25 protein-coding genes are annotated in these 23,180 nt (G+C 43.3%); all 25 read right to left on the bottom strand.

Translation table 11 applies throughout. The annotated features are described in order from the left end of the window. Window positions 1-11 precede the first annotated feature (11 nt). The 25 genes from DESMER_RS22005 to floA all read right to left on the bottom strand — a co-directional run bounded on the left by DESMER_RS22005 (window position 12) and on the right by floA (window position 23,170). Window positions 12-1,268 carry a serine hydroxymethyltransferase gene (locus tag DESMER_RS22005; RefSeq protein WP_014905276.1) on the bottom strand — a complete coding sequence of 419 codons (1,257 nt, stop codon included), beginning with the start codon at window positions 1,266-1,268 and terminating at the stop codon, window positions 12-14. 85 nt (window positions 1,269-1,353) lie between these two features. After that, complete coding sequence (locus DESMER_RS22010; RefSeq protein ID WP_014905277.1) at window positions 1,354-1,920, bottom strand: TIGR01440 family protein; 567 nt, start codon at window positions 1,918-1,920, stop codon at window positions 1,354-1,356. 38 nt (window positions 1,921-1,958) lie between these two features. After that, window positions 1,959-2,408 carry a ribose 5-phosphate isomerase B gene (gene rpiB / locus DESMER_RS22015; protein WP_014905278.1) on the bottom strand — a complete coding sequence of 150 codons (450 nt, stop codon included), beginning with the start codon at window positions 2,406-2,408 and terminating at the stop codon, window positions 1,959-1,961. A 289-nt stretch (window positions 2,409-2,697) separates the two neighbouring features. Beyond that, complete coding sequence (locus tag DESMER_RS22020; protein ID WP_014905279.1) at window positions 2,698-3,138, bottom strand: low molecular weight protein arginine phosphatase; 441 nt, start codon at window positions 3,136-3,138, stop codon at window positions 2,698-2,700. A gap of 81 nt (window positions 3,139-3,219) precedes the next feature. After that, window positions 3,220-3,804, bottom strand: a complete 585-nt coding sequence (locus tag DESMER_RS22025; protein ID WP_014905280.1) for a manganese efflux pump MntP — start codon at window positions 3,802-3,804, stop codon at window positions 3,220-3,222. Between the two features lie 62 nt (window positions 3,805-3,866). Next, window positions 3,867-4,913: an L-threonylcarbamoyladenylate synthase gene (locus DESMER_RS22030; RefSeq protein WP_014905281.1), complete on the bottom strand. Its 1,047-nt coding sequence runs from the start codon at window positions 4,911-4,913 to the stop codon at window positions 3,867-3,869. Between the two features lie 6 nt (window positions 4,914-4,919). Next, on the bottom strand, window positions 4,920-5,765 hold the full coding sequence (gene prmC, locus DESMER_RS22035; RefSeq protein WP_042334130.1) for a peptide chain release factor N(5)-glutamine methyltransferase: 846 nt from the start codon (window positions 5,763-5,765) through the stop codon (window positions 4,920-4,922). A 64-nt stretch (window positions 5,766-5,829) separates the two neighbouring features. Then, window positions 5,830-6,900, bottom strand: a complete 1,071-nt coding sequence (prfA, locus tag DESMER_RS22040; protein WP_014905283.1) for a peptide chain release factor 1 — start codon at window positions 6,898-6,900, stop codon at window positions 5,830-5,832. A gap of 16 nt (window positions 6,901-6,916) precedes the next feature. After that, the gene (locus DESMER_RS22045; RefSeq protein WP_014905284.1) at window positions 6,917-7,798 is read right to left on the bottom strand and encodes a DUF1385 domain-containing protein; all 882 of its coding nucleotides are present in this window, start codon (window positions 7,796-7,798) and stop codon (window positions 6,917-6,919) included. A gap of 164 nt (window positions 7,799-7,962) precedes the next feature. After that, a complete protein-coding gene (rpmE, locus tag DESMER_RS22050) occupies window positions 7,963-8,160 on the bottom strand; it encodes a 50S ribosomal protein L31 (protein WP_014905285.1) in 198 nt (65 codons plus the stop codon). 125 nt (window positions 8,161-8,285) lie between these two features. Beyond that, a complete protein-coding gene (gene glpX / locus DESMER_RS22055) occupies window positions 8,286-9,257 on the bottom strand; it encodes a class II fructose-bisphosphatase (protein WP_014905286.1) in 972 nt (323 codons plus the stop codon). Window positions 9,258-9,470: 213 nt separating this feature from the next. Then, the gene (gene fsa, locus DESMER_RS22060) at window positions 9,471-10,109 is read right to left on the bottom strand and encodes a fructose-6-phosphate aldolase (RefSeq protein WP_014905287.1); all 639 of its coding nucleotides are present in this window, start codon (window positions 10,107-10,109) and stop codon (window positions 9,471-9,473) included. 43 nt (window positions 10,110-10,152) lie between these two features. Then, window positions 10,153-11,007, bottom strand: a complete 855-nt coding sequence (locus DESMER_RS22065; protein ID WP_014905288.1) for a class II fructose-1,6-bisphosphate aldolase — start codon at window positions 11,005-11,007, stop codon at window positions 10,153-10,155. Further along, the gene (locus DESMER_RS22070) at window positions 10,998-11,684 is read right to left on the bottom strand and encodes a hypothetical protein (protein ID WP_014905289.1); all 687 of its coding nucleotides are present in this window, start codon (window positions 11,682-11,684) and stop codon (window positions 10,998-11,000) included. Before DESMER_RS22070 ends, DESMER_RS22065 begins: the two co-directional genes overlap by 10 nt. Window positions 11,685-11,790: 106 nt before the next feature. Beyond that, on the bottom strand, window positions 11,791-12,162 hold the full coding sequence (locus DESMER_RS22075) for a response regulator (protein WP_014905290.1): 372 nt from the start codon (window positions 12,160-12,162) through the stop codon (window positions 11,791-11,793). A gap of 18 nt (window positions 12,163-12,180) precedes the next feature. After that, entirely contained in the window at window positions 12,181-13,368 is a 1,188-nt protein-coding gene (gene alr / locus DESMER_RS22080) for an alanine racemase (protein WP_014905291.1), read from the bottom strand. A gap of 4 nt (window positions 13,369-13,372) precedes the next feature. Further along, the gene (locus DESMER_RS22085) at window positions 13,373-14,455 is read right to left on the bottom strand and encodes a lipid II:glycine glycyltransferase FemX (protein ID WP_042334893.1); all 1,083 of its coding nucleotides are present in this window, start codon (window positions 14,453-14,455) and stop codon (window positions 13,373-13,375) included. A 230-nt stretch (window positions 14,456-14,685) separates the two neighbouring features. Next, window positions 14,686-16,281 carry a CTP synthase gene (gene pyrG, locus DESMER_RS22090; protein ID WP_014905293.1) on the bottom strand — a complete coding sequence of 532 codons (1,596 nt, stop codon included), beginning with the start codon at window positions 16,279-16,281 and terminating at the stop codon, window positions 14,686-14,688. 225 nt (window positions 16,282-16,506) lie between these two features. Next, window positions 16,507-16,914: a DNA-directed RNA polymerase subunit delta gene (gene rpoE, locus DESMER_RS22095; RefSeq protein WP_014905294.1), complete on the bottom strand. Its 408-nt coding sequence runs from the start codon at window positions 16,912-16,914 to the stop codon at window positions 16,507-16,509. Window positions 16,915-17,006: 92 nt separating this feature from the next. After that, complete coding sequence (gene argS, locus DESMER_RS22100; RefSeq protein ID WP_014905295.1) at window positions 17,007-18,689, bottom strand: arginine--tRNA ligase; 1,683 nt, start codon at window positions 18,687-18,689, stop codon at window positions 17,007-17,009. Then, on the bottom strand, window positions 18,689-19,123 hold the full coding sequence (locus DESMER_RS22105) for a YwiB family protein (RefSeq protein ID WP_014905296.1): 435 nt from the start codon (window positions 19,121-19,123) through the stop codon (window positions 18,689-18,691). Before DESMER_RS22105 ends, argS begins: the two co-directional genes overlap by 1 nt. A 249-nt stretch (window positions 19,124-19,372) precedes the next feature. Further along, window positions 19,373-20,737, bottom strand: coding sequence for a PepSY1/2 domain-containing protein (locus DESMER_RS22110; RefSeq protein ID WP_014905297.1), 1,365 nt, complete (start codon window positions 20,735-20,737; stop codon window positions 19,373-19,375). A gap of 10 nt (window positions 20,738-20,747) precedes the next feature. Continuing rightward, window positions 20,748-21,440, bottom strand: coding sequence for a spore cortex-lytic enzyme (sleB, locus tag DESMER_RS22115; RefSeq protein WP_014905298.1), 693 nt, complete (start codon window positions 21,438-21,440; stop codon window positions 20,748-20,750). Window positions 21,441-21,617: 177 nt separating this feature from the next. After that, window positions 21,618-22,163 carry a hypothetical protein gene (locus tag DESMER_RS22730; RefSeq protein WP_014905299.1) on the bottom strand — a complete coding sequence of 182 codons (546 nt, stop codon included), beginning with the start codon at window positions 22,161-22,163 and terminating at the stop codon, window positions 21,618-21,620. 8 nt (window positions 22,164-22,171) lie between these two features. Further along, window positions 22,172-23,170: a flotillin-like protein FloA gene (gene floA, locus DESMER_RS22125; RefSeq protein WP_014905300.1), complete on the bottom strand. Its 999-nt coding sequence runs from the start codon at window positions 23,168-23,170 to the stop codon at window positions 22,172-22,174. Between the last annotated feature and the right edge of the window lie 10 nt (window positions 23,171-23,180).

Genomic DNA, 23,180 nt, shown 5'->3' on the forward strand with positions numbered 1-23,180 from the left:
GTTTCAGTCTCCTAATCTAAATTAGTATATAAGGGAAATTCGGCGCACAATGAATTCACAATTTCCCGCGCCTGTGACAGTTTATCAGGTTCATGATGTGAGGTCAAGGCAAGATCAATCGCCTCAGCTATACGTTTCATAGCCTCGGTATTCATGCCCCGTGTAGTAACTGCAGGGGTGCCAAGACGAATCCCGCTAGTTACAAAAGGACTTGCCGTATCAAAAGGAATTGTATTTTTATTGACCGTAATCCCCACTTCATGTAAGATACTTTCCGCTTCCTTACCTGTTAGATTCTTAGTTCTTACATCAACAAGCATTACATGGTTGTCCGTTCCACCTGAAACAAGGCGGAATCCACGCTCCATTAGACCTTGAGCCAGAGCCTTGGCATTATCAACGATATTCTTCTGATACGTTTTAAATTCGGGCTGAAGGGCTTCCCCAAAAGCAACCGCTTTAGCTGCAATGACATGCATTAATGGCCCGCCTTGAATTCCTGGGAAAATCGCTTTATCAATAGCTTGGGCATATTCAGCCTTACAGAGAATTAAGCCGCCCCTGGGGCCCCTTAAAGTCTTATGAGTTGTGGAAGTAACAAAGTCAGCATAAGGGACTGGCGATGGGTGTAGCCCTGCCGCCACTAACCCGGCGAAATGTGCCATATCAACCATCAGTAAAGCACCTGCTTCATCGGCAATTTCACGCATTTTTATAAAATCTATAACTCGCGGATAGGCACTTGCTCCGGCAACAATCATTTTAGGATGATGTTCTTTGGCCAGCTGACGTATTTGATCATAATCAATGGTTTCAGTCTTTTCATCGACACCATAAGGAACTACATTAAAATACACTCCCGAGATGTTTACCGGACTCCCATGAGTCAAGTGACCTCCATGGGATAAATTCATTCCCAGTATTGTATCCCCTGGCTTGAGAAAGGCAAAATACACGGCCATATTGGCCTGAGAGCCGGAATGTGGCTGCACGTTAGCATGCTCTGCCCCAAAAATCTTCTTAACTCGCTCGCGAGCAAGATCTTCCACAACATCTACATACTCACATCCGCCATAATACCGTTTTCCGGGATACCCTTCGGCATACTTGTTAGTCAAAGCTGACCCTTGGGCGGCCATCACTGCTCGACTGACAAAGTTTTCAGAGGCAATAAGTTCAATACTGTTGCTTTGACGTTTCTCTTCTTGTTCAATGGCTTTTGCAACTTCGGGGTCATTATTTTTCACCCATTGGTTAATATAGTCCATCCTAGTTCACTCCTGTCAATATTTTTATGAAAGTGGGATTGATTGAACTACCCAATTCTCCTAATTATGCCGGCCTTAGAACCGTCTAGGCATACGCTGCCCGTGGGCCACCAATAAGGCGTGGTCTTGTGCGCGCCATGGTTAAGTGGGCCTGACCCAGTTCTTTAACATGTATACGTATTGGGATTACTACGGGCCTTAAGTGCATTCCGATAAATGTATCTCCGACATCTATCCCTGCATGCCCTTGAATTCGCTCTACCATAACAGGGGAAGAAAAGCTTTCCCAGGCTTTTACAGTCATAGCTCCTCCGGCGTGAAGCGCAGGAAGTACAGTTACTTCTTCCAATCTGTAATGTTCTACGCAAGCTCGTTCTAGCACCAGCGCGCGATTAATATGTTCGCAACCTTGAACTGCTAAAAAAACTCCCTCTTGCTTTGCTCGATCTAAGAGAGGAGGAAGTAACACTTCTGCGACTTCCAAACTGCTTCCCTGCCCAATATGGTGGCCTATAACTTCACTCGTACTGCAACCTAAGACAAGAATTTGTCGAGACTGTAAGCCAGCCTTTAGGAAAAAGGCATCCAGTACTTCATTCCAAGTTCTAGCTATTTCCTGCAAGCTTTCTTTGATCTGTTTATCCTCAAGCAAGGCACTCCTCCTCCTTTCAAATTAAAATTAGAGGGAGACTAAATCATCTCGCCTCTTTCAATGTTAGAAATCAGATCTACTCTAAGGGCATGTCTTCCACCTGAAAACTCGGTTTTCAAAAAAATGTCCACAATATCCAGAGCAAGCCCTCCCCCTATTACCCGAGCACCTAATGCTAAAACATTGGCATTATTATGTTCTCTTGCCATTCGGGCTGAAAAGGTCTCAGAGCAAAGGGCAGCACGGATTCCGGGTATTTTATTTGCGGCCATAGAAATTCCTAGTCCGGTGCCACAAACCACAATCCCCAAATCTGCTTCCCCTTTAATGATTGCACTTCCAACTGCAAAACCGTACTTTGGATAATCTACGGAATCATTGGAATGGGTTCCGAAATCAATAACTTCGATTTCCTGTGCTTGTAAATGCTTGCGAATAGCTTCTTTTAGTTCATATCCACCATGATCAGCACCCAGCGCAACTTTCACTCTTTAAATCCTCCCTCTTTAATTCACTACTTTATTCTCTAGATAGTTTAAAAGTCCTGCTAAAACACCTAAAGAAAACTTTGCCGGCCCAGCCTTCCAGCCGGGCGGAGCCTTAGTTATGCTTAGCAACTATATGACATAAGTTTTACTTTCATCAGTGATCCTGCACAAAGGCATGGGGGTCCGATGCGATAAACAAGTTTCACCGTTTTTCTGACTGCAAATAAAGCGACGTTTCACGCCGCTAGTGTAGACATTTTTTCTACTTATTATGCTTATTTAGTGCTAATTACCCTAGATTTACTTGGTTTTTTAAAATACTTAACAAGTCTGTGATTTCCAACGCTGTCTGGCGATAGACTTCCAGAGAACCCATCCATGGATCAATTATGTCTCGGTTTTCTCCTCCCCAGTTTCCCAAACGTCGGATTTTGTGAATCCAATGAGGGAACCGACGTTTTAAGCCTTCTTCTTGAGCCAATGTCATAGGGATAACCCAATCCGCATCAGCCATCAGCTCCTCAGTAATTCTTCTAGCACGATGCTGAGAAAGATCAATTTCCTGTTCTTTAAGAATCTCTACCACATGAGGACTAACCTGATCTCCATCCCAGGCAGCCAATCCAGCCGAATTTACTTGAACCAAATCACCGAACATAGACCGGCCAATCCCTTCAGCCAGTGGACTGCGGCAGGTATTTCCCGTACAAACAAATAAAAGTTTTAACATTATAAAACTCACCTCAATTGAAGAAAAAAATGGGTTACATTAAATAACAGTAGCGACAATTGTCTAAATCGTTAAAATAAGCTAAAAAAGAAGTTTGATACCAATTAATAGCAACGCCAATCCGCCGAATAATTCCGCCCTATCTCCCAACCTTGTCCCCATTACTCGTCCTAAAACCAAACCGATTCCAGTCATCAATCCCGCAATCATGCCCATAATCAGGACTGTCATAAGGATATCTGCTCGAATAGTCCCAAGTGAAAACCCGACACTTAAGGCATCTAAACTTACACTTGCAGCCAAAAGATAAATACCGTATCCTTCCAGAGAGCTTTGATTGGTAATATTCCCAGCAAAAAAGGCCTGTCTAGCTTCTCCAAAGGGCAAACTTTGCTTTGCCGGCCAATAAATCTTATAGAGCATTCTGACTCCTAAAACAATTAGAACGAAAGCTCCAGCCAAACTTGCAAATTGCCCCAAAATTGAGCCCAAAGCTTGACCGAGCATCATGCCGCCAAGAGGCATAAACACGTGAAATACAGCTACCACTAAAGCTAACCTGACCATCATGCTCTTTCTAATACCGGCTAACCCAATTGCGAGAGCTAAGGAAAATGCATCCGCTCCCAAAGCAGTTGCAACAGCCACAACCCATAAGAAATTCATACCCTTCCCCTCCGTTCCCCTATGTATATGCAATGGAAAGGGATGATTAGACGAATTACTTTCTAAATGTGTTGAGTTCGCTTTCCCGCTGCTTTTTCTAAGCGGTTCATCACCGCGCTCCCTAAGCCACCTTCTTCAATACCTTCAACCAAAATTAAATCCATTTTCCTTTCATCACACAATCTTAATCCTTCAAATATATTCCTTGCCACTTCCGAAGGTTGATCTTTTGAACCTAGAACAAACAAAAGATCAGGATGCCGGTCATGCAAATAGGATGCACTTTCCAATGTACACAGTACTCCCACTTTTTTAAACCTGGAATGTCCTCTGATGATTTCTTGAACCATTCGTTGTACGACTCTTTCCCGATGCCCGCTCACCAAAATTAATTCGCCCTGAGGCGCGTAATGCCTGTATTTCATTCCAGGAGCTCTGGGAGCTTGATTTTCGGAACAAGAATCTGTATAAACGTCCCCTAATACCGCTTCTAACTGTTCCCTGGTAATCCCACCCGGACGAAGAATAGTGGGAACCTCCCCACTCACATCAAGCACTGTTGATTCCAAACCAACTTCACAAGCTCCTGCATCAAGAATTAGGGGGATCTTCCCTTTCATATCCCGCCAGACATGACCGCCTCTGGTTGGACTAGGCTTTCCGGAAAGATTAGCACTAGGTGCGGCAATCGGAACCCCTGCCTCCTCGATTAAGCGTAGGGCAACGGGATGACTGGGCATACGAACAGCAACATTATCTAGGCAGGCAGTTACAATATCCGGAATTAAGCTGGTTTTTGGCAAGATTAAGGTTAATGGACCCGGCCAAAAATTCTTAACACATAACTCTGCTGAAGACGTCCAATTATTTACGCAAGAGTTGGCCATAGCAAGACTGGAAACGTGCACAATTAACGGATTATCTTGAGGTCTTCCCTTGGCAGCAAAGATCTTAGCACATGCTGAAGCATCTAAAGCATTTGCTCCCAGCCCGTAAACTGTTTCTGTTGGAAAGGCTACTAACTCGCCTGCTCTTAGCCACTCCGCGCCCTCTTTAATTAGTTCGGCTTCGGGATTGACTCTATCAACAGATCTTCTTTTTGTTTCCATTTTCATTCACCTCGCCAAGATCACTCGGTCACGTCCAGCCAAATCCGAAAAGACTTCGGTTTTAAGGCCATTTAAATTAAATAGCTTGCAAACAGCTTCTGCCTGATTCCAGCCAATCTCCATCAGCACTTTCCCTTGAGGATTCAATAAGGGTCGTATCCCACTCGCTAAACGTCGATAAAAATCCAATCCATCCGTTCCACCTAAAAAGGCCATAGCCGGCTCATGGAAAATCTCAGGTGCGCACTGGCGATAGTCTTCAGGAGAAACATAGGGAGGGTTTGTAATCACATAATCCCAAGACTCTCCCCGAATGGAATCTAAAAAATCCCCTTCACGCCATTGTACCGCAACCCCTAACTGTTCGGCATTTTTCCGAGCCACCTCTAGTGCTCCTGGAGAAAGATCAACTCCAAGCACTTCTGCTATCGGAAAAAAATGCGCTAGAGAAATTGCCAAGGCACCACTGCCTGTGCAAAGGTCTACAACTTTAACAGGCCGGCCCGACCCTTCTTTATGGTCTTGCCGTAAAACATCTAAGCATTTCTCGATTAAAACCTCGCTGTCGGCACGGGGAATAAGTACTCTTTCATCAACATAAAAAGAAAGCCCCATAAATTCTTGTCGACCTAAGATATACTGCAGCGGGACGTTCTCAGAGCGTCGTTGTATGAGTTTCCGATAATGTTCCGACTCTTGCTCCGATAAAATTCGATCCCAATCCAAGTATAGACGATCTCTTGTCACCTTTAGAACTTCAGCTAATAACAAGTCTGCGTCAAAGCGAGAATTATCAATTCCTTTTTTTAGAAGTTCACTCTCGCCCCAACGCATTCCATCAATTACTTTCAAACCTGCAAACCCCTTACTCGATGTTCGAGACTCGCTACTCGTAAGTTCGAATCTCATTTAACAATTACTGTATTTCTGCTTTTAGCCGTTCTGCCTGATCAGAAGAGTTAAGGGCTTCAATAATCTCACCCAAATCCCCCGTCAAGATCGTATCCAAGCGGTGCAGAGTAAGGTTTATTCGATGATCCGTCACACGCCCCTGAGGAAAATTGAAGGTTCGTATTCTCTCACTTCGGTCTCCGGTACCTACTTGATTCTTGCGTTCAGAAGCTTGTTCACCCATGGCTTCTTCTTGTGCTTTCTCTAAAATTCGAGCACGTAAGACCCGCAAAGCTTTCTCTTTATTCTTAAGCTGTGATTTTTCATCCTGGCAAGAAGCAATAATTCCAGTCGGTATATGGGTAACACGAACCGCTGATTGGGTTGTATTTACACACTGTCCCCCCGGTCCACTGGAGCAATAAACATCAATCCGCAGATCATTCGGGTTAATAGAGACTTCGACTTCCTCTGCTTCAGGAAGAACCGCTACTGTGGCAGTCGAAGTATGAATTCTACCGGAAGATTCTGTGGCTGGAATCCGCTGAACACGATGTACGCCACTTTCAAATTTCAATTTACTGTAAGCCCCGTGGCCTTCTATCAGGAAAATAATCTCCTTATAGCCCCCAGCATCAGAATAACTAACACTGAGAACTTCAACCTTCCAGCCCTGACCTTCTGCATAGCGTGTGTACATACGATGAAGGTCACCTGCAAACAATGATGCCTCATCTCCTCCGGCTCCTGCGCGGATCTCCATAATGACATTTTTCTCATCCAAGGGATCCTTTGGCAAAAGCAGAATTCGAATTTGTTCTTCTAATTCCTCGGATTTTAATAATAAGTTTTCTTTTTCTTGCTCAGCCATCTCCTGCATTTCGGGATCCAACTTTTCTCGTAGCAGGGTCTCGGTCTCATCTAACTCCCGCTTCACTTCTTGATATTCCCTAAACACTGTGACGAGATTTGTCATCCCCGCCTGAGCTTTAGCATATTTTTGCCATTCGCTCTGGTTAGAGATAATTTCCGGATCACTAAGGAGTTCTGTTAATTCATCATATTTCCGTTCAATTTCATAAAGTTTCTCTAACATTTTTACACCTCAAAAATTACGAAAGTTCTTGACCTGAATCTAATACGCCCTTTAAAGCTGCTAGGGCAACTTCCAACTGAGCATCATCCGGTTCTCGTGTTGTTAATTTTTGCAATAACAAGCCAGGAACTACAAACCAATACAACCATGGAGACTCCAGATTTCGCGAGGAAAACTTTAAGACCTCGTAGGCAATCCCAGCCACCAGGGGCATGAGCAACATACGAGAAAGCAACCGCCACCACAAGGGATATAGCCCCACAAAAGCAAATACAAAAACACTTACAATAACAACTATAAGTAGAAAACTAGTCCCACAGCGAGGATGGAGCCTTGAAAAAGAACGTGCATTATCTACAGTAAGATCTTTCCCTGCTTCATACGTAAATATTGCTTTATGCTCTGCTCCATGATATTGAAAAACTCTTTGAATGTCTTTAAGTCGAGATATTAGCAGTATATACAAAAAGAAGATTACGAGTCTTATTGCCCCCTCTAAGATATTCTGCCCTACCGGGCCAACCACCCTTGCTTGAAATAAGTGTGCTGCTCCGGTGGGCAATCCGACAAAAAGTAAAAGACCTAAGGCAAAGGCAACGCCTATTGTAAAGGTCATTTCCCAAAAACCAAGTTCTTTTCCATCCTTTTCTTCTCCCATAGAACGATTGGCGGAAAATGTCAAGGAGCGAGTTCCAAGGACCAAGGAATCAACAAGTGCAACAAAACCTCGAATCAAGGGTAATTTCAGGATCGATTTTGATGACCATGTATTGAGCTTACTGTGAGTAACTTCAATCTCTCCATTGGGCAGCCTTACCGCAATAGCACTCTCCTGGGGCCCGCGCATCATTACACCTTCGATGACCGCTTGCCCGCCATATTGAACCGGTCTGCTCATCCCTTCGTCCTCCTCTATTATATGGAGGCGCAGTGCGCGAAGTTCTGGGCTCGAAGGTGAACTATCGCCCTTCGCACCGCGTACTCGCGCATCACTTTAAGTAATTACGCAAAAAGCAGAGCTTGCGCTCTGCTTTTCCACCAGCAACGACCGCAGGCCGTTGTTTACATCCCATATTTCTTTTTAAACCGATCAACCCGTCCGCCAGCATCGACAAACCGCTGTACCCCGGTATAGAAGGGATGGCATTTTGAACAAATTTCCACTTTAATGTTCATTTTTGTACTTCCGGTTGGGATAACTTCTCCACAAGCACATGTAACAGTGGTTTGTTCATATTTTGGGTGAATTTTTTCTTTCATGTCTTCACCTTCTTTCCCATTTGGATCGAGGCGCTTTTTTGTCGCACCTTAAAAAACAATTCCAGTCAACTCTTACTATTCTAGCACAAGGAGTATTAAACGGTCAAGGATTGTCTTTCTAAGTTTTAACAACCCTTCATAGCATAGCGTGGCTTTTTATCAAAACTATGACTTGCTTCAATAAAGCGAACGGTTCCGGTCTTACCGCGAGCCACAACAGTATGAGTCAGGGCACCCTTCGCAGTAAAGGTAACCCCCCGTACTAAAGGACCTTCTGTTATTCCTGTGGCAGCAAAAAAGACATCATCGCCCTTTACCAAATCATCCATTGTTAACAATTTATGAACATCCGTAATCCCCAGAGCCTTAGCACGAGCTATATCTTCATCGTTTTCCGGCCATAAACGCCCTTGCATCTCTCCACCAATACAGCGGAGGGCCGCCGCAGCGAGAACCCCTTCCGGGGCTCCACCGACCCCCATCATCATATCCACCCCAGTATCTTCAAAACCACAAGCCACCGCCGGAGATACATCTCCATCAGTAATGAGACGAATTCTCGCCCCACAAGCACGCACATCTTTAATCAGCTTATGATGTCTTGGCCGATCCATAATTACAACCGTGATATCTTCCATACTCTTACCTAATGCTTTGGCAACATTGGCAACATTCTCCGCTACTGGGGCATCAAGATTTATCCGTCCAACAGCGGCAGGTCCTACAGCAATTTTATCCATATACATGTCCGGAGCATGAAGCAGGCAGCCTTTCTTAGCGATTGCTACAACCGCTATTGCTCCGGCCATACCTTTGGCCACAATATTTGTTCCCTCGAGTGGGTCAACAGCCACGTCTAACTGAGGTTTTTCTCCGTTGCCAACTCGTTCTCCAATGTATAGCATCGGAGCTTCGTCCATTTCCCCCTCTCCAATAACCACTGTCCCATCCATATGAATAGTATCAAAAACCGCTCGCATCGCTTCCACTGCGGCGTTATCTGCAGCATCTTTATTTCCGAGACCTACCCAACGCGCCGAGGCTAAGGCCGCAGCCTCTGTCACTCTGGCAAATTCCATTGTAAGTTCTCTCTCCAATTTCAATTCCCCCTTAAATCTTAACCCAACCTTAAAGAATTATTCCATTGATTGTGAAACAGAATGAAACCACTTTTAAAATCTCTATCTTATTGTGACACGCTTTTATTTGTTTTTCAACCAAGTTTCATAGGTACTCTATATAAACATAAAAATTTGGCATTACCTTATCTATTCAGATAGGCCAATGCCAATTTTTCTATAAAAGCAGTTCTATCGTTTTTTCCAATCCGCCAAAAACTTTTCGATGCCGGCATCTGTTAATGGATGGCGGAAAAGTTGCCTCAGTACCCCAAAAGGAACCGTTGCAAAATCCGCTCCTATTTTTGCCGATTCAGTCACATGGACTGGATTTCGTATACTTGCAGCAATAGTTTTGGTTGAGATGCCATGAGCCTGATAGATCTCGCAGATATCAGCTAACAGATTTAGTCCGTTTTCCCCGATATCATCCAGCCGACCAAGAAAAGGACTAACATAGGATGCACCGGCCCTAGCTGCCAGTAAGGCCTGGTTAGCTGTAAAGATAAGTGTAACGTTTGTTTTTATCCCCTTGCTGCTTAATACTTTTACAGTTTTGAGACCCTCTTCTGTCATCGGAATCTTAATTACAATGTTTGGATGAATAGCAGCCAGTACATGTGCCTCCTGCAACATCCCTTCATGATCAAGGGCTATTACTTCTGCACTAATCGGGCCATCAACAATCCCAATCACTGTGTTAAGAAGTTCATGGAAGTCCTTTCCTTCTTTAGCAACTAAACTGGGATTTGTAGTAAGCCCACCGATTACTCCCATATTCCAAGCTTGCTTAATCTCTTCGATATTTGCAGAGTCTAAGAAAAACTGCATTCAGCTACCTTCTTTCTAAAGTGCATTCTTTCTAGTGGGTGAGTTATGCCTTTCCAGTGCTCCCAAAAATCCGAATTTTTTCTTGAATTATCTTTGTAGCTGCTTCTCGAGCGGGCCCTAACATTTTTCGAGGATCAATTTCCTTCGGATTTCCTTCAAGGGCTTGACGGGCAGCAAAAACAAATGCCTCCCGGATATTTGTATCGATATTAACTTTACAGACACCTCGTGAAATAGCTTCACGTAACGCATCCTCCGGCACTCCTGAAGAACCGTGTAATACCAAGGGTGTGGAGACTCTTTCTCTAATCTGAGTTAAACGATCAAAATCAAGTTTGGGAGTACCCTTGTATTGCCCATGGGCTGTTCCTATAGCAATTGCTAAAGCATCTACTTGAGTTTTCTGTACAAAATACTCAGCTTCTTCAGGGTCAGTAAACAAGGCCTCCCGTTCACTGACCGTAATGTCATCCTCTGTCCCACCGATTTTCCCTAATTCTGCTTCAACGGAAATACCCAAATGCCGTACGGCTTCAATTACTTTGTTCGTTAAAGCAATATTATCTTCAAGAGGATGCTTGGATCCATCAATCATTACTGAAGAAAACCCATGGCGTGCGCATTGCATTACTTGAGCGAAACTTGTGCCATGATCTAAGTGTAATGCAATTGGCACACTTGCTTTTTCGGCCGCTAACTTCGTTAAGGTCGTAATGTACTCAATTCCTGCATATTTTATTGCACCTTGACTTGCTTGGATGATTACAGGGGCTTTTTCCGCCTCTGCTGCAGCCACTATCGCCTGGACGATCTCCATATTATTACAATTAAAGGCACCCACTGCATATTTTCCTTTTTGCGCCTTATCTAATAATTCGACCATCGATACTAACGCCATTTTTTTTCCTCCTCCATTGATCTCGAGACATGTTGACCCCGCAACGGACTATTGATAAGCCAAGTCTTATTCTCTTCCAAATAAACAGATTTTATTCCTTCAATTTGGCGGACATTATCTGAGCTATCCGCGTAAATAATTCCTACCGCTTCACAGCATTCACAATAAAGCTCGACACGGTCTGGCAACAGTTCAAAGGTTAACTGGTGATTGCCACAAGCACACCCTAAATCTCCTTGCCTAGCTAAGCTGCGAAGATAATCTAAAACCCAAAGCATTACTTCAGGATTTTCAAACTCTTCCTCGTACCCTAACTCTAATGCCAATTCCCCGAGGGATTTTTCACGTTCACGACAAGCCTGTGTAACTTTTTGCTTTGATCCGATATAACCCACCGAAGCTCCCACATCAGGGCAAGTAAGAGGCAGAGCTTCTTTGCCCCAGATTGCATGATGGTTTAATTTTAAATAATGGGTCTCCCCACAGTAAGCACAAGCATAGGCGACGTTAAACTGTCTCCGATTTCTGCTGGTTACCGACATCAGTTGACGTCCACAACCACAATGGAGATTCTTACGTCCTTGCCGAGAAAATGCAAAGAGAGAGAGGGCATGAAATTCTAGCTCTCCACATTGGGAACACTGTATAGCTATCGTAGTATTTGTCGTTAGAATCATAATTCCCACCTCTTCCTACAGCTTATACTTCGTCATGCAAGAAGATTTTCCTGCCTTTGCTATAAAAGAAAACTAGGTCAGTCAGGAGGGAACCACTTTCTAGGACTTAAGCCTTAATTAATATCTCTCTTACCCGTTCTCTCAATTCAAATAAATCAAAAGGCTTGCCCAGATAATGGAGAATTCCAAGTTCCTTAGCTTGCTCCATATTTTGAGCATCGCCATAGGCTGTCATCATAATCACGCCGACTTGAAGGTCTAAAGAACGAATTTGCCTTAAAGTTTCAATCCCGTTCATCCCCGGCATCTTCATGTCCATTAAAATAAGATTAGGCTTAAATGATTTCAATAATTCAACAGCCTCTTCTCCATTCGCAGCCATCTCAACCTCGTGCTGATCCTCTCGGAAGGTCTCAAAGAGTAGGCGACGCACACCAAGTTGGTCATCTACTACAAGAATCTTAGCCACTCCCCACATCCCTTTCCTTTATGAAATCTAACGTGAATATTCTGTATTTGTGGTTGAAAGTCCTTCTTCAATAGTTCTTTCTGACAAAATTCGTCCGCCTTGTTTATATTTTCTATGTATCCGTGGATTCGCTAATGTCCTTCGCAATGGGATTCTAACCTCATCTCCTAACGTACAATCTTGCATTCCAACGTCAAGTACTGTAAGCTGCATTCCGATTTTCCCGGCAACACGAACAGTCCGTCCCCCTAATTCTACTCGTTCTTGACCAAGAAAAATACCTATTAAGGCAGCAAAATTTTTTATGACTATTTTTATAAAATCCACCCATCCTTGCGGAACAAAATGAGGGGCCACTCCTAGGCCATCAGCATATCCTACCGGTATTACCGCCAGCTGAGTAACTGACTTAGTACGATAAATACTTTGATACCCTACATATGTCCCTTTTGGAACTTGGCGCAAGTGAACAATTCGGCTCTTAGCAATCCAAGGGTCTTCTAATGATAATTTCCCACTAAAGCCCGGCCCCGGGTAATGACCAATTAGGAGGGTACCAATGCGCACAAAGTCAAGGTGCCACTCAGGATAATCCAGATAAGCAGCACTGTTACAAACATGTTTCCATTCAGGATCAATACCTAATTCCTCCAAGCGAGTAATTAAGGCTTTAAACGTTGCATATTGTTCCGAAGTATAGCGTTTATCCCTCTGGGCAGCCCGAGCAAAATGAGTATATACTCCCCTGACCTTTAAACGATCAGCATTCCCTAGTAATTTAGATAGTTCACCAAGCTCGGCCGACCGAAAGCCGGTTCTGCCCATACCTGTTTCCAGTTTTAGCTGTACATGGACATCCTGATGCAAGCCGAGACAGACCTCATTCAGTTTCGGAATGAGTGATAACTCTGTGATCGTTAATTGTAATTGTGATTTAATGGCCTCCGGCCATTCTTCTTGGGTGGTTGGCCCAAGCACTAAGATGAGTCCCTTTATCCCACTTTTACGTAAGATTAGACCCTCTTCAACCTTGGTAACCGCAAAAGCCTCACATCCTGCTTGCTCTAAGGCAAGTGCTACTTGAACCGCACCTAACCCATAGGCATCAGCCTTTACAACTGCCATACATCTTGCTTTAGGATGGAGGCGCTTAATTATTTCTTGATAATTATTTACTATGGCATCCAAGTCCACTTCGATCCATGTTCCAGACATGGTGTCATCTCCTCCGCACTCGCCGTAATTTAGCGATTACTCCCTTTAAAACATCGGAATAAAGCGGTTCCAAATGATTCCAGAGGAAATACGTAATAGGCCTGTACACCAAATCCCATTCTCCGATGAATTCTGTATACTCGCCATTAAACCCCTTCTTAAAGCGATAAAGGCCATAAAGGGGATTCTCTTCCGTCAAATGCCCGGGCACCCCTCGAAAATCATACAGGGTGCATCCTAGTGACTTAGCCCAACGTATCATTTCCCATTGAATTAGGTAGTTAGGCATAACATTGCGATGAGCATTAGAGGAAGCCCCATATATATACCAAGCTTTATTTCCAATGACAAAGGCCAATGTGCCGGAAATAATATTTCCCTCATACTCAGCAATAAATAATTCTCCTAACCCCACAGGAACCAGCGAGTCATAGAGATCTTCAAAATAAGAATAAGCTCGTACTAAAAAGCGGTCACGTTCAGTAGTCTCTTTGAGAACACGATAGAACTCCGGCAAATCCTCACGAGTTCCTTTGCGGATTTGAACCCCTTTCTTCTGGGCCAAACGAATATTATACCGGGTTTTTTGCTGCATATTATTAAGAAGAGTCTGCTCGTCCGGGGAAATATCTAAGCGAAACACATACTTAGGCTGAACTCCTTCAAAACCCTTCCCACTCTCAGCCGACTTAAAACCTCTGGATATTAAGTACTGTTCTAACTCTTTTTCTGAAGATGGCAAATCAGGATCGACCTTTAAGAAAATCGCGCCGCGTTTTTTAGCTAGCTTTTTAATCTCAGCTAAAACCAAATCAAACAACTCAGTATTCTTCCAATCCACCACCGGACCTCTGGAAGCATAAAAAATAGGAATTCCCACCACGGGGATCTTTCTTTCAAGTATTGAGATTGCTGCCACAATTTCTTGGTTCTTTTCAATAATTAATCGCCAAGGAAGCCATCCCGTCCTGCTTTTGATTTCCCCCCACTCCCAAGTTTGAAGCACATGTCCTTTGGGGTGTTTTGCCAAAAACTCATTAAAGCGTGTATGCTCACTTTTATCGATCCACCTAGCAATATAGGTCATCGGTTCAATCCCCTTTCCTCTAACCATTCTTCCCATGGTTCGATTCCTCTAATCAATTCATTCTGCCTTATTATACAGGAAGAGTCCATACCATACCCTCTTAAAAGGGGTTAGCAGAACTCTTCCTGTCGGGGTTCGAAGCGAGAAGCGCGAGGTTCTCAATAATGAACCTCGCGCTAGTTCGCAAGCCATAACCTCCTAGGCTGGCAGCTTTGTGCCTCAAGCAACAATTATTTCGAAAGCGTCGCCCGTATAAACTCCCTAAACAGCGGGTGTGCTCTATTCGGTCGTGATTTAAACTCTGGATGGAACTGAGAAGCGACAAACCAAGGATGATCGAGGAACTCTGAAATTTCAACTAACCGTCCATCGAGAGACGTTCCTGAAAACCTTAATCCTACCTTCTCTAACTCTGCTCGGAACTGGTTGTTAACCTCATACCGATGACGATGACGTTCATAAACAACTTGGTCTTGATAAGCTTGATAGGCTTTACTGCCCTCTACCAGTTTCGCAGGAGAAATTCCTAAACGCATGGTGCCACCCTTGTCTTCTATGTCCTTTTGCTCCGGAAGAATATCAATGACTGGGTAAGGTGTATCTGCATCAAACTCTGTGCTGTTAGCTCGTTCCATACCGCACAGATTACGGGCGATTTCTATGATTGCTGTTTGCATTCCTAAGCAAATACCTAAAAAGGGAATTTTACCTTCTCTTGCATAGCGAATTGCTTCAATTTTTCCTTCAATCCCTCGGTTTCCAAAACCTCCTGGAACCAGGATTCCATCCACGCCTGCTAAGTACTTTTCAGCCGATTCTTCTTCAATGTTCTCAGAATCAATCCAACGAATTTTGATTTTAGCACCATGCTCAGTTCCCGCAGACCGCAAAGCTTCTGCTACGCTTAGATAAGCATCTGGAAGTGCAACATATTTACCTACAATTGCAATCTCGATCTCACGAGTTGGAGATTTAATCTTATCAACCATATTTTTCCACTCGGTCATGTCGGCTGCAGGGGCTTCAAGACCTGCACTGCGCAGGACAATATCATCAAAGCCTTCCGCTTGAAGCATAAGGGGAACTTCGTAAATGGTTGAGGCATCCAGACACTGTACAACTGCTTCTAAATCCACGTCACATAGCAACGCTAACTTTTCCTTCATCTCTTTAGAAAGGGCCTTTTCTGTTCGACAAACAATTATTGAAGGCTGAATACCAATTCCACGCAATTCTTTAACAGAGTGCTGAGTTGGTTTTGTCTTCAATTCACCAGACATAGCCAAGTATGGCACTAGGGTGACATGAATATAAATAACATTTTCTCGTCCAATGTCATTTTTCATTTGGCGGATAGCTTCCAGAAACGGCAAAGACTCAATGTCTCCAACGGTACCACCAATTTCAGTAATTACAAAGTCAGGATGACTCTCTCGAGCAACTCGATAAACCCGCTCTTTAATCTCATTGGTGATATGAGGAATAACTTGAACTGTTCCTCCTAAATAATCCCCTTTACGCTCTTTTCGTATAACCGACCAGTAGACCTTACCCGTTGTAACATTACTGTTCTTCGAGACCGGCACATCGATGAAGCGCTCATAGTGGCCTAGGTCTAAATCTGTCTCTGCCCCATCATCCGTAACAAACACTTCACCGTGTTGGTATGGACTCATTGTCCCGGGGTCAATGTTAATATAGGGGTCAAACTTTTGAATTGCCACTTTAAAACCCCTATTTTTCAGAAGACAACCCAGGGATGCGGCAGCGATTCCTTTGCCAAGGGAAGACACCACTCCGCCAGTTACGAAAATAAATTTTGTCATGAGCTTTACCATTTCCTTTCAGAGCTTAAATATTGGGCCAAAACACATAAATAAAGCTAGTTTCGCACTAGCTTTATTCTACCAGTCAAATTGACTATGTTTATTTTGCATAAGTAGTCCAGCTATTCCCGATCAAGAATATTATCCTTACCCTTATTTTAGCTACACTTCTAAAGGATGTCAAGGTGACTTGCATCCTTTAGAAGTGTCTTTATTATAATCTGACTACCACTTTTCTCCACGTTGACCTTCATCCGCTTCATCAAAAACTTCATCCGTTTCGGAAATATCCTCGTCCAAGGATTCATCCTCTAAATCCTCCGAATCAGATTTATCATCTTCATCCAAAGAACCCTTGTTTATCAGAGTTACCGCCGGTGCCCGACGCGAGGTTTTTGCAGGCTCCCAAACCTTTAATCCCCATTCGCCCTTTCCGAGGAATGTAAATCTTGTGTCTAGATTAATCTGGGTGAGCGCCGCAGCTACCCGTATAGCCTCTGGAGAAATTCCTAAACGTTGAAGCACTACTTCGATTAGATTTTGATAATGCATCGGATTACCCTGGGTTTTCAGAACCTCATATGCAATATCTGCTTCCGTTGGTTTGTCTTTTCTACTTAAAGAGTGGGTCAAAAAACTCCACCGCCCTTCGTCGTTTTGAATATCACTATATTCGGCCCACCCCTAAATATTTCCTGCTAATCCCTGATCTAAACATTATAAATTTACATTCTTTCTGGGGCTGATACGCCTAGTATATTTAATACATTACCTACAATTTGCTTTACAGCTCTAACCAAGCTCAAACGTGCTCTTCGCAAAGCTTCATCTTCAACAAGTACACGCTGACTATTATAAAAAGTATGAAAGAGTCCTGCTAAATCAAGGACATAACGGGCAAGTCTATGGGGTTCCATTAAACGTGCCGCGACGATGATTTCACTTGGGTAATCCGCCATCTTTTTCAGCAATTCCCGTTCCTCAGTGCTGTTTAAGCACAAAAGTTCCTCTTCTGTAGGAGGAATATTCAAGGTGCCTAACTCCTCAGCTTGGCGCAAAATACTGCATAGGCGGGCAAATGCATACTGAACATAATAAACCGGGTTATCCGATGACTGTGATTTAGCTAGATCCATATCAAACTCCACGGTAGAATCAGGATCCCTTAGAATAAAGAAAAACCGCGCAGCATCTTTTCCGACTTCGTCCATCAATTCCCGCAATGTAATGTACTGACCGGAACGTTTAGACATTTTTACTACTTCACCATTTTGGATAAGACGGACTAGTTGCATAAGAATTATTTGCAGATTTTCGGAATCATACCCTAAAGCAGACATGGCACCTTTCATTCGCGCGACATGCCCATGGTGATCTGCCCCCCAAATGTTGATGACTTTGTTAAACCCGCGGTCAAACTTATTGCGATGATAAGCAATATCAGCAGCAAAATAAGTTGGGGAACCATTACTTCTAATGACTACCTCATCTTTTTCATCACCAAATTGTGTGGACTTAAGCCAGTGAGCGCCTTCCTTTTCGTAAATGTAACCTTTATTCTCCAGGTCTTCCATCGTTGAACGAACTGCTCCTGAATCATGCAGAGATTGTTCGTTAAACCACACATCATAGGTGACTCCGAAGTCCTCTAAGGTTTCTCGAATATTCCTCATTTTTTCATCTAAGGCATAGCGAACCATCAACTCTCTTCTTAGTCCCGGTTCAACGGATAAGTACTTATCCCCTACTTTAGCAATCAAACCCTTGATTGTGTCAATCAGGTCTTCGCCGTGATAACCACCTTCCGGAAAAGGGACATCCTCACCGAGTTGCTGCAAATACCTGGATTCCAGGGATAAACCAAAATTATGTATTTGGTTTCCAGCATCATTGATATAGAATTCTCGGGTAACCTCGTACCCGGCCTTTGACAGTAATGAAGCCAAACTGTCGCCCAAGGCTGCCCCTCGGGCATTACCCATATGCAGTAATCCAGTAGGATTAGCGCTAACAAACTCTACTTGTAACTTTTGGCCCTTTCCAATATCCCCTTCTCCGTAACTTTCCCCAGCTTTTAACACCTCTGTAATAACCCCGGTGAGCCAGGCAGGGTTTAAGCGAAAGTTAATAAAACCAGCTCCTGCAATTTCAGAGGATTCTATCCACGTTCCGCTAGTTTCCATATGCTTAATAAGTGCAGCCGCAATATCTCGAGGAGAACGCTTTGCTTGCTTAGCCAACACCATAGCTAGATTCGAGGCCAAGTCTCCCCGTTGCTTTTCTCTTGGTTCCTCTAAAACGAAACTTGGCAATTCCTCAAAATTCAATTCCCCAACTGCTTTGGCCTTATTTGCAGCTTCAACTAAATGGTTTGTAATCTTTGTCTTTATATTCTCGTAGAGACTCATTAAGGGATATCCTCCTTTACGTTTACCGACAGACCATTGTGACTTACCAACTTATCATCGACAAAAAGGTCATATTCTAGACTAATACGTCCCCCATGGACTGTCAAGTCAGACTCTACTTTGTGGGGTAAGACGCTTAACCATAGTTTCCCGTAGCAGGTAGTATAAATACTGTTGTTAAGTATTCCCTTCCTAAATTCTTGGGTCAAATCCACGGCACCCTTGCGATTTAAGATAACGGCTCCTGCTTTTATCGTTATAAATGTTGTCACCTCACCCAGATCCGTAGTATTCTTTCCCTCTTCCTTATATACTACATAAAAGACTCCGTTTCGTTCATAAAACTTCCCAAAGGTCAGCAATTCCTGTTGATCTTCTTGCCCTTCTGGATATTTTTGTGTTCCTTTGATTTGAACTGTTGCATTTTTTTGCATAGAAATCGCTCCTTCCTTATGAAAAGTCATGATGAATGAATTATAACTTATAATTTGTATAAGTGCCTATTCTCGTAAATTTAAAAAAATCCTTTATTGTTTGTCAATAAATTTAAAACTAATATGTATAAAACTTTGGATTTCCTGTAGAAAAAAGATTAGAAAAAAAAATTTTAACTCAACTTAACATAGAAAGCACTAATTGCGAGAGGGAGATTTCCCTCTCGCTTATCATTGTCAGTGAATCTTTTACTTAAGGTATTCTCCTCGCGGAGTCTTAATAATCCGTTGGATTTTCTCCTCCGAACCATTCGTTGCATTTAAATATATAAGGTATTCTTCCCCCTGATAACGACCTCGAAACTCATAACTGTAAATTTCCTGATTCCCTCTTTTAGGAATGACGGCTAAGCGGCTCTCTAATACCTGGAAATTCGGTCGCAACTTACGTACAGCCTGTTCCATTGAAAGTTTTGTCGGAAATGTTCGTGCATGATGAAATGCATAATAAGGTACAGCATCATATCCTACCAGCTGACCATTATCCAAAGAGATCATTAGCCTTACCTTGTCGGGGTAAATCCTCACCCCATCCTTTTCATACACTGCATCAAATTGAACATAGGATCCAAACTCTTCACTTGACGTTATCACTACTTGTTGCCAACCTAAAGCTTGTAAAACAGCCTTGGCTTTACTGGCTGCAGCATCTATGCTAAGTGTCCTAGGTTCAATCGCTCTTTGATCGCGATAGAGTGTAATAACCCCACCTTGACGACTAACTTCCAAATAAGATTCTTTGTAATTGAAAATATAACAGGCAAGCTCAGTTTGCGATTCTCCGGAAAACTCCGGTGTTGCATCAGCATACCCAATTTTATTTAAGAAATCCCTGGCCTTGTCAAGGGCTTGATCTTTTGTTACTTCCCCTGCAGGGAGACCCAATGGTTTTGCAACAACTCTAGTAGCATACTCTCCCGTATACGAAAACGGAGGAAGCTTTTGCAATTCCGCATCCAGCTGATCTAAACCAGAGCGTACTGATTTTGAAGGAGCTTCTGAGCCATCGGCTGAAGCCTCAGCAACTTTAGTGCCTAGTCCAAGACGTTGCCTCCAGGATGGATCAGGGTCTGTCCAAACTAACCTTTCTGTATCCATTCTAAGAATTAATTCTTGAACTTGTTGATTAACTGGCATCAAACGTTCATGCATATCTTTCAGGGTTGTCTCTTCTTCAGAAGTAATCGTTCCTCCCCCAGCAACTCTTTGAGCTAAAATTCGAGCAAATTCACCTGATTGTGTTAAGAATTGCCCTACATAACTCAGCCCTGTCTGCTGGGCAGGGATTTGGGCAAAATCCTTGAGGGCTGCTTCACTTTTGCTAGAGACTTGGCTTAAGTAAAGAATCTTTTGGGCCGGGGTATTAGCTACATTTCCTTTCGCTAAATCAGTCTCCAACAGATCCAGGTGGCTTGCAAAATCGTTAAGAGCCCTTCGGTTATTATTTTCTGCTGCAAGCCGGTATTCCCCCGCTAATCGATATTCATTCCAACCCCAGCCCAGTGAAATTAACAAGGCTAATGCCATAGCACCTATCCAAAGCTTTCTGTGCATGCTTGTCCCCCTACTTCGTAAATATATGATTTCCTATTTGTTTAATCTGTGGCCGTGACCAAATGTATTTATTTGAGGTTTTCGCCGGATTAAAAAAGAAAAGTGCTCCACCAGAGGGGTCTGAGCCATTTACTGCTTCTTGTGCTGCACGGATCGCTGATGCTGAAGGAGCTAAGTTGATTTGACCATCATCTACACTTGAGAAGGCTCTCGGTTGATAGACAATATCTGCAACTGTTTTGGGAAAGGCAGGATCCGCAATCCGATTCAGGATCACCGCAGCAACTGCCACTTGTCCAATGTATGGTTCTCCCCTCGCCTCAGCATTTACAGTTCGAGCCAACAGATTAGTGTCAATGTTTTTATAACCTACAGCCTTTCCTGATGCATTAGTGCTTTGCCCAGTTAAGCGAATAAGCTCCTTTATAGTCTGTGTTCCAGCTAATCCATCGACTCTCAGCCCATGCTCCTTTTGAAAGCGTTGTATCGCTGCTTCAGTTTTGGATCCGTATTTACCATCAACGGTTCCAACAACATAACCTAACTGAACCAACCTTTTTTGCAACTCCGTTACTTCAGACCCCTTACTCCCTCTGCCTAGTAACCGATCACCTAAAGCTGCGTAGGCAAAACCAGACAGAGTTATGCTAAGTAATAATCCGATGGTAATAACCATCCTCCAATGCCTAATGTGTACTTTCATACCCTCACCTCACTTTGTTGATAGTCTTTAGTGTGGCAAAGTTCGGAAGAAATTATCCAGCTATAACCTATAAATGCCAATAAAATATTTTATTTAGATTCTATGAAGTTACTATGCACAAAAAAAGCAAATAACCATAGGTGTTTAACCTATGGCTATTTGTTTGTTGCCCTCTTTTTATGGACGAGATACCTTAAATGGATGCAATGCTCTTGGTTTTCCTAGAACTTCTGCCCAAACAATTCCCCGTATGAGGTTCTTTTCTTCGAGAGAGAAAGTCAGACCGTTTGCAATTTTTTCTCTCTCAGGCATCCTGGCATCGAGGTTTTCTTCCAGATCACGGTAGGTTTCTACTTCATAATTTCCTTTGTAGCTGCTGGTTCCTTCAATCCCCGGGGTTCCTTCAACTCCTTGTGTACCCTCAACTCCTTGTGTCCCTTCAGTTTGAACAAATCCATCCATAAAACTTCTTGGCTCAATTACTTCTATGGATTCTGCCCGAACCGGCTCTTCTGCTAATTGACGTGAGCTTTGAGTAAATGCTTGTTGCATCTGTTCCTGCCAAGATCCTTTGGCTGGTTCCTTCAGAACCTCTCTTATACTCTTCGGCAATTTAGAGGGATGAGAGAAATTTCTCGGAGTTTGCTGCTTACCCTTCTTGATAAGCGAGCCAACTAGTTGAAAAATTACCCAAATGACAATTACAACAGTGAAGACCGACATGATTTCACCTACTTCTTGGTTGTGCTATCATTGCCTGAGTCAGATTTACCCGCTTGAGCAATGGTTCCTCTCATTTGGGTGTCCGAAATAATATTTTGCATATTGTAATAATCCATTACACCAAGCTTGCCATCTCTTAAAGCTTGGGCCATAGCTTTTGGTACTTCAGATTCTGCTTCAACAACCTTTGCCCGCATTTCTTCAACTGATGCTCTCATTTCTTGTTCTTTCGCAACAGCCATAGCACGACGTTCCTCAGCTTTTGCCTGAGCAATACGTTTGTCTGCTTCAGCCTGATCCATCTGGAGTTGTGCCCCAATATTCTTTCCTACATCAACATCCGCCATATCAATGGATAGGATTTCAAAAGCCGTTCCCGCATCAAGTCCCTTTGCCAAAACTGTTTGAGAAATCAGCTCCGGCCTTTCTAATACGGCTTTATGGGATTCGGATGAACCAATACTGGTTACGATACCTTCCCCAACCCGTGCAATAATTGTTTCTTCACCGGCACCACCGACAAGTCTATCGATATTAGCTCTCACGGTTACTTTTGCCCTAACTCTAAGTTCAATTCCGTTTTGAGCAACCGCAGATACAACAGGGGTCTCAATTACTTTTGGATTAACTGACATTTGTACAGCCTGCAGAACATCCCGTCCTGCTAAATCGATAGCTGCCGCACGTTCGAAAAGCAGCGGAATAGCTGCTCTTTCCGCAGCAATCAAAGCATTTACGACTCTATCTACATTTCCGCCTGCCAAGTAGTGCGCTTCAAGTTGATCTGTAGTAACCGTCAAGCCGGCTTTATGCCCTTTAATCATCGGACTTACAATTTTAGACGGGACTACTCTTCTTAATCGCATACCAATCAAATTGAAAATTCCAACATTAACTCCTGCCGCCAATGCGGATATCCAGAGCCCAACAGGGATGAAGGTTAAAATAACACTTAAGACAATAAAACCCAGAAAAAACATAGCCAGAGTTATATATAATGGATTCATTCATTGCCCG

The organism is Desulfosporosinus meridiei DSM 13257 (genome assembly GCF_000231385.2).
Taxonomy (GTDB): Bacteria; Bacillota; Desulfitobacteriia; order Desulfitobacteriales; family Desulfitobacteriaceae; genus Desulfosporosinus; species Desulfosporosinus meridiei.

Bases quoted from the DNA above. Each gene is read 5' to 3' on its own strand.
- DESMER_RS22005 (WP_014905276.1), bottom strand. From the start codon at position 1,268: ATGGACTATATTAACCAATGGGTGAAAAATAATGACCCCGAAGTTGCA.
- DESMER_RS22020 (WP_014905279.1), bottom strand. From the start codon at position 3,138: ATGTTAAAACTTTTATTTGTTTGTACGGGAAATACCTGCCGCAGTCCA.
- DESMER_RS22025 (WP_014905280.1), bottom strand. From the start codon at position 3,804: ATGAATTTCTTATGGGTTGTGGCTGTTGCAACTGCTTTGGGAGCGGAT.
- DESMER_RS22030 (WP_014905281.1), bottom strand. From the start codon at position 4,913: ATGGAAACAAAAAGAAGATCTGTTGATAGAGTCAATCCCGAAGCCGAA.
- prfA (WP_014905283.1), bottom strand. From the start codon at position 6,900: ATGTTAGAGAAACTTTATGAAATTGAACGGAAATATGATGAATTAACA.
- DESMER_RS22045 (WP_014905284.1), bottom strand. From the start codon at position 7,798: ATGAGCAGACCGGTTCAATATGGCGGGCAAGCGGTCATCGAAGGTGTA.
- rpmE (WP_014905285.1), bottom strand. From the start codon at position 8,160: ATGAAAGAAAAAATTCACCCAAAATATGAACAAACCACTGTTACATGT.
- fsa (WP_014905287.1), bottom strand. From the start codon at position 10,109: ATGCAGTTTTTCTTAGACTCTGCAAATATCGAAGAGATTAAGCAAGCT.
- DESMER_RS22065 (WP_014905288.1), bottom strand. From the start codon at position 11,007: ATGGCGTTAGTATCGATGGTCGAATTATTAGATAAGGCGCAAAAAGGA.
- DESMER_RS22070 (WP_014905289.1), bottom strand. From the start codon at position 11,684: ATGATTCTAACGACAAATACTACGATAGCTATACAGTGTTCCCAATGT.
- DESMER_RS22075 (WP_014905290.1), bottom strand. From the start codon at position 12,162: ATGTGGGGAGTGGCTAAGATTCTTGTAGTAGATGACCAACTTGGTGTG.
- alr (WP_014905291.1), bottom strand. From the start codon at position 13,368: ATGTCTGGAACATGGATCGAAGTGGACTTGGATGCCATAGTAAATAAT.
- DESMER_RS22085 (WP_042334893.1), bottom strand. From the start codon at position 14,455: ATGACCTATATTGCTAGGTGGATCGATAAAAGTGAGCATACACGCTTT.
- pyrG (WP_014905293.1), bottom strand. From the start codon at position 16,281: ATGACAAAATTTATTTTCGTAACTGGCGGAGTGGTGTCTTCCCTTGGC.
- argS (WP_014905295.1), bottom strand. From the start codon at position 18,689: ATGAGTCTCTACGAGAATATAAAGACAAAGATTACAAACCATTTAGTT.
- DESMER_RS22105 (WP_014905296.1), bottom strand. From the start codon at position 19,123: ATGCAAAAAAATGCAACAGTTCAAATCAAAGGAACACAAAAATATCCA.
- DESMER_RS22110 (WP_014905297.1), bottom strand. From the start codon at position 20,737: ATGCACAGAAAGCTTTGGATAGGTGCTATGGCATTAGCCTTGTTAATT.
- sleB (WP_014905298.1), bottom strand. From the start codon at position 21,440: ATGAAAGTACACATTAGGCATTGGAGGATGGTTATTACCATCGGATTA.
- DESMER_RS22730 (WP_014905299.1), bottom strand. From the start codon at position 22,163: ATGTCGGTCTTCACTGTTGTAATTGTCATTTGGGTAATTTTTCAACTA.
- floA (WP_014905300.1), bottom strand. From the start codon at position 23,170: ATGAATCCATTATATATAACTCTGGCTATGTTTTTTCTGGGTTTTATT.